Origin of the sequence: Bradyrhizobium sp. (genome assembly GCF_049798375.1) — a bacterium.
In the GTDB taxonomy this organism is placed as follows: Bacteria; Pseudomonadota; Alphaproteobacteria; order Rhizobiales; family Xanthobacteraceae; genus Bradyrhizobium.
Map to the genome: position 1 here is coordinate 1 of NZ_JBARGP010000417.1, position 5,525 is coordinate 5,525.

General features: G+C 63.5%; 6 protein-coding genes. All 6 read left to right on the forward strand.

Annotated elements, in window-relative coordinates:
- Nucleotides 1-815: MFS transporter (locus WA702_RS17640; RefSeq protein WP_425111819.1), on the forward strand; the 815-nt coding region annotated here is incomplete at its 5' end.
- Nucleotides 816-948: 133 nt separating this feature from the next.
- Complete coding sequence (locus tag WA702_RS17645; protein WP_425111820.1) at nucleotides 949-2,142, forward strand: pyridoxal-phosphate-dependent aminotransferase family protein; 1,194 nt, start codon at nucleotides 949-951, stop codon at nucleotides 2,140-2,142.
- A gap of 118 nt (nucleotides 2,143-2,260) precedes the next feature.
- The gene (locus tag WA702_RS17650) at nucleotides 2,261-3,058 is read left to right on the forward strand and encodes an enoyl-CoA hydratase/isomerase family protein (RefSeq protein WP_425111821.1); all 798 of its coding nucleotides are present in this window, start codon (nucleotides 2,261-2,263) and stop codon (nucleotides 3,056-3,058) included.
- Between the two features lie 207 nt (nucleotides 3,059-3,265).
- Nucleotides 3,266-4,213, forward strand: coding sequence for a Bug family tripartite tricarboxylate transporter substrate binding protein (locus WA702_RS17655; RefSeq protein ID WP_425111824.1), 948 nt, complete (start codon nucleotides 3,266-3,268; stop codon nucleotides 4,211-4,213).
- Nucleotides 4,214-4,347: 134 nt separating this feature from the next.
- A complete protein-coding gene (locus tag WA702_RS17660; protein ID WP_425111822.1) occupies nucleotides 4,348-4,890 on the forward strand; it encodes a tripartite tricarboxylate transporter TctB family protein in 543 nt (180 codons plus the stop codon).
- Nucleotides 4,891-5,014: 124 nt separating this feature from the next.
- Nucleotides 5,015-5,525: tripartite tricarboxylate transporter permease (locus WA702_RS17665; protein ID WP_425111823.1), on the forward strand; the 511-nt coding region annotated here is incomplete at its 3' end.

The following is a 5,525-nucleotide window of genomic DNA, read 5'->3' on the forward strand; positions in this document are numbered from 1 at the left end:
TGATGGCGTGGCTGACCTGGCGGGGCTCGTTCGTGGTGCTCGGTCTCGTCAGCCTGGTCTGGGGCGTCGCCTGGGTCTGGTACTTCCGCAATGAGCCGAAGGAGCATCGCCATATCACCGAGGCGGAGCTTGCCATGCTGCCGCCGCGACCGACCGGCGCCAAGCCGCCGGTGCCGTGGGGGCCGCTGCTGCGCCGGATGTGGCCGGTGACGCTGACCTATTTCTGCTACGGCTGGGGACTCTGGCTTTACCTCAACTGGCTGCCGCTGTTCTTCAAGAACAATTACGGCCTCGATCTGAAGAAATCGGCGCTGTTCGCCTCGGGCGTGTTCTTCGCTGGCGTGATTGGCGACAGCGTCGGTGGCATCGTGTCGGACGCGCTGCTCAAGCGCACCGGCAATGTGCGCTTCGCCCGGCTGAGCGTCACGGTGACGGGCTTTGTCGGCGCGCTGGCCTCGCTGTTGCCGATCCTGTTCGTCCACGACATGACCATCGTCGCGCTGTGCCTCTCGGCCGGCTTCTTCTTCGCCGAGCTCGTGATCGGGCCGATGTGGTCGGTGCCAATGGACATTGCACCGCGATATTCGGGCACGGCGGCGGGAATCATGAACATGGGGTCGGCGGGCGCCGCGATCGCCTCGCCGCTGGTCGCAGGCGTGGTGATCGACGCCACCGGCAACTGGTACCTGCCGTTCATCATGCTGATGGCGGTGCTGCTGGTCGGTGCGATCTCGGCGTTCTGGATGCGGCCCGAACTGCCCTTCACCGATACCGTGGAACCGGTGCCGGCCGGCAATATCGTCGCAGCGGAATGACCAGGGTACAAGCCAATTCGGGGAATCGGATGGATTGACGCTGTCCCCGCACCTTGCCAAAGGCGAGGGGACAACGCGGTCGAATGGTGCTATTCGGGCCGCCAAACCAATCCGAAGACCGGGAAGGACGCTTATGACTTTGCATACGGGACGGCATTTTCTCCAGATTCCAGGCCCGACCAACGTGCCGGACCGGGTGCTGCGGGCCATGGACATGCCGGCCATGGACCATCGTGGTCCTGAATTCGCCGAGCTCGGCTTTGCGGTGCTTGAGGGCATGCAGCGGATGTTCCGCACCCGTCAGCCCGTTATCATTTATCCGTCGTCCGGCACCGGCGCCTGGGAAGCAGCGATCGTCAACACCTTGTCGCCGGGCGACAAGGTGTTGATGGCCGAAACCGGCCAGTTCGCGGTGCTATGGCGCGGCATCGCCGAAAAGTTCAAGCTCGATGTCGAGTTCGTCCCGGGCGACTGGCGCCATGGCGCCGATATCGCGGCGATCGAGCAGCGTCTCGCCGCCGACAAGGCGCACAGCATCAAGGCGGTCTGCGTGGTCCATAACGAGACCTCGACCGGCTGCCTCACCCAGCCGCACGAGGTGCGCAAGGCGATGGACCGTGCGGGCCATCCGGCGCTGCTAATGGTCGACACCATCTCCGGCCTCGGCTCGATGGAATATGAGCACGACGCCTGGGGCGTCGACGTCTCGGTCGCCGGCTCGCAGAAGGGCCTGATGCTGCCGCCGGGGCTCGGCTTCAACGCAGTGTCCGAAAAGGCGATGGCCGTCGCCAAGGCCAATCCGAACCTGCGCTCCTATTGGGAATGGCAGGAGATGCTGGTGTTCAACAAGCTCGGCACCTTCCCCTATACGCCAGCGATCAACCTGCTTTACGGCTTGCGCGAGGCGCTGAAGATGCTGGAGGAGGAGGGCCACGAGAACGTGTTCGCCCGCCACCGCCGCCACAGCGCCGCCACCCGCGCCGCGATGAAGGTCTGGGGGCTGGATACGCAGTGCCAGGATCCGCAGGCGCATTCGCCGGCGCTGACCGGCGCCGTCATGCCTGAGGGGCACGATTCCGATCACTTCCGCAAAGTGGTGCTGGAGAATTTCGACATGTCGCTCGGCACCGGCCTGAACAAGATCAAGGGCAAGGTGTTCCGCATCGGTCATATCGGCCATTTCAACGACCTGATGCTGATGGGCACCCTGTCCGGCATCGAGATGGGACTGGAGCTCGCAGCCGTGCCGCATCGCAGCGGTGGCGTGCTGGCGGCGATGGATGTGCTGAAGAAGCGCGACGTTGCGGCGATCTCGAAGGTCGCCTGATGAAGGTCGCCTGCGCGGCGCGTCCGCGCATCGCTGATATCAAAACAATGACGTGGAACGCGTGCGCAATCCGTCCTAAATCCGTTCCGCTCCACGTCTCACTTTGGAAAGCCCTGACATGAATGCTCCCGTGACTGGCACCGAGGACCTGATCTACACGATCGAGGGCGGCATCGCGAAGATCGTCTTCAACCGTCCGCAGGCGCGCAACGCCATGACGTTCGCGATGTACGACCAGATGGCCTCGATCTGCGAGGGCATCAATGGTGACCCGTCGGTCAAGGCGCTGATCATCACCGGCGCGGGCGACAAGGCGTTCGCCTCCGGCACCGACATCTCCCAGTTCCGTGCCTTCAAGACGGCGCAGGATGCGCTCGACTATGAGGGGCGGATCGACCGCGTGCTCGGCACGCTCGAAGGGTGCCGCGTCCCGGTGATTGCCGCGATCGCCGGCGCCTGCACCGGCGGCGGCGCCGGCATCGCCGCTTGTTGCGATATCCGCATCGGCACCGCGTCTGCCCGGATGGGCTTTCCGATCGCGCGCACGCTCGGCAACTGCCTGTCGATGTCGAACATCTCGCGCGTGGTGGCGCTGGTCGGTCCAGCCCGCACCAAGGACATGATCTTCAAGGCGCGCCTGGTTGAAGCGGAGGAAGCGCTGGCCATTGGCCTGTTGAGCGAGATCGTGCCCGACGTCGAGACCCTGCAGGTCCGCGCGCTCGAGACCGCGAAGCTGGTCGCCTCTCACGCGCCGATCACGCTCGAAGTGACCAAGGAGGCGGTGCGCCGCATCCGCCGCACGCTGTCACGCGACGAAGGCGAGGAATTGCTGCTGCGCGCCTATATGAGCGAGGATTTCCGCGAAGGCATGGATGCATTCCTCAACAAGCGCGCGCCGAACTGGAAGGGCAAGTAGCAGACAAGGAGGCGGAGGCCTCTTGATCCGGGACAACGACCATCGACAGCGATCTGCGACCTCATGCCAAAGTCGCGGAGGATCAGATCGCCGGCCAGCTTGAACTGAACGACATAAGCCAGCAGTATCGGCACGATACAAGCGGCGGAAGACCGGGGAGGGAGAGACGTGCGCGAGATCATCAAGGTGACGGCGGCGCTAGCGGCGATGGTTTGCAGTGCGCCTGCGCTGGCCGGCTGGGAGCCGACCAAGCCGGTCGAGATCGTGGTGGCAGCTGGTGCCGGCGGCGCCTCCGACCAGATGGCGCGGATGATGCAGGCCGCGATCCAGAAGAACAATCTGATGAAGGCACCGGTCGTGGTCTCGCTGAAGGGCGGCGCCTCCGGGGCCGAAGCCCTGATGTACATGAAGTCGAGCGAGGGCGATCCGAACAAGATCCTGATCGCCTATTCGCTGATCTACATGTTGCCGCTGTCGGCTAAGCTGCCGTTCGACTGGCATGAGCTGACGCCGGTCTCCGTCATCGCGCTCGACCAGTTCGTGCTGTGGGACAATGCGGCGGGGCCGAAGACGGTGAAGGAGTTCATCGAGGCGGCGAAGGCGTCGAGCTCGCCGTTCAAGATGGGCGGCACCGGCTCGAAGCGCGAGGACCACGTGCTCACCGTCTTCGTCGAGAAGAAGACCGGCGCGAAGTTCTCCTATCTGCCGTACAAGTCCGGCGGCGAGGCCGCGACCCAGCTGGTCGGCAATCACACCGAATCCAACGTCAACAATCCCAGCGAGAATCTCGAGGTCTGGCGCGCCGGCCAGGTGCGCCCGCTCTGCGTGTTCGACAAGGAACGCATCTCCTACACCGCCAAGGTCACCGACACGCAGTCATGGCACGATATCCCGACCTGCAGGGAGGAGGGACTCGACGTGCAGTACCTGATGCTGCGCGCGACGTTCCTGCCGGGCAAGGTGACGCCGGAGCAGCAGGCGTTCTATGTCGATCTGTTCCAGAAGCTGATCCAGACGCCGGAGTACAAGGACTACATGGAAAAGCAGGCGCTGAAGCCGATCTTCCTCACCGGCAAGGACATGCTGCAGTTCCTTGAGGATGACGACGCACTCAACAAGCAGCTGATGATGGAAGCGGGCTTTGTCGCGAAGTAGTGCGGCAACAACGAGGTGGCATGCCTCGCGAAGGCGGGGCATCCAGTACGCCGTGAAGCTCGACATCATCTTTACTGCCTCGGAATACTGGATCGTCCGCCTTCGCGGACGATGACTCTGGTGTGAAGCGAAAGATGTCCAATACCGATATCGAAATCGTCGTCGACGATCCGACCGCGCCGGAAGAGAACTCGCCGGCGGTGACCACGAATCGCACCGTCGACGTCCTGGCCTCGCTCGCGCTTCTCGCGCTCGCCATCGTGCTCGGCACCGACAATTGGCGCAGCGGCGCCTCCTGGGATTCGACCGGTCCGCAGCCCGGCTATTTCCCGTTCTATCTGTCGGTGATCCTCGGGGCCGCCAGCCTCTATGGCATCGGCGCGGCCTTGCTGTCGCGCAAGGAGGCGGGCGAGACCTTCGTTACCCGCGCGCAGCTGCGCCGGGTGATGGCGGTGTTCGTGCCGACGCTGCTGTTCTGCCTCGCCACCCAGTTCCTCGGCCTCTACGTCGCGAGCTTCCTCCTGATCGCAGGCTTCATGCGCTGGGTCGGAAAGATCGCGCTATGGAAGTCGCTGCTGACCGCCTTCCTGTTCAGCGCGCTGATGTTCGTGACCTTCGATATCGTATTCGACGTGATCATGCCGAAGGGACCGCTTGAAGCGGCGTTCGGATATTAGCCGTCAGAATGACTTTCACCGTCATTGCGAGGAGCGAAGCGACGAAGCAATCCACTGCTGTACTTCGCAAGTCTGGATTGCTTCGCTTTGCTCGCAATGACGGCAGCGAATTGGGTATGATGTAATGGAAGCGTTCGGTCTGTTGTTTCATGGGTTTGTCGTCCTCCTGACCTGGAAGACGCTGTTGCTGATGATGGTCGGGCTCGTGCTCGGCATCTTCGTCGGCGTGCTGCCTGGCCTCGGCGGCCCGAACGGCGTTGCGATCCTGCTGCCGCTGACCTTCACGATGGATCCGACCTCGGCGATCGTGATGCTGTCCTGCATCTATTGGGGTGCGCTGTTCGGCGGCGCCATCACCTCGATCCTGTTCAACATCCCCGGCGAAGCCTGGTCGGTCGCCACCACCTTCGACGGCTATCCGATGGCCCAGCAGGGCAGGGCGGCGGAAGCGCTCACCGCCGCCTTCACCTCGTCCTTCATCGGATCGCTGGTCGCGGTGCTGCTGATTACCTTCCTGGCGCCGATGATCTCGTCATTCGCGCTCAAATTCGGTCCGCCTGAATTCTTTGCGGTCTATCTGCTCACCTTCTGCTCCTTCGTCGGCCTGGGACGCGAGGACAAGCACAAGACGGTGA

Bases quoted from the DNA above. Each gene is read 5' to 3' on its own strand.
- WA702_RS17660 (WP_425111822.1), top strand. From the start codon at position 4,348: ATGTCCAATACCGATATCGAAATCGTCGTCGACGATCCGACCGCGCCG.
- WA702_RS17655 (WP_425111824.1), top strand. From the start codon at position 3,266: ATGGTTTGCAGTGCGCCTGCGCTGGCCGGCTGGGAGCCGACCAAGCCG.
- WA702_RS17650 (WP_425111821.1), top strand. From the start codon at position 2,261: ATGAATGCTCCCGTGACTGGCACCGAGGACCTGATCTACACGATCGAG.
- WA702_RS17645 (WP_425111820.1), top strand. From the start codon at position 949: ATGACTTTGCATACGGGACGGCATTTTCTCCAGATTCCAGGCCCGACC.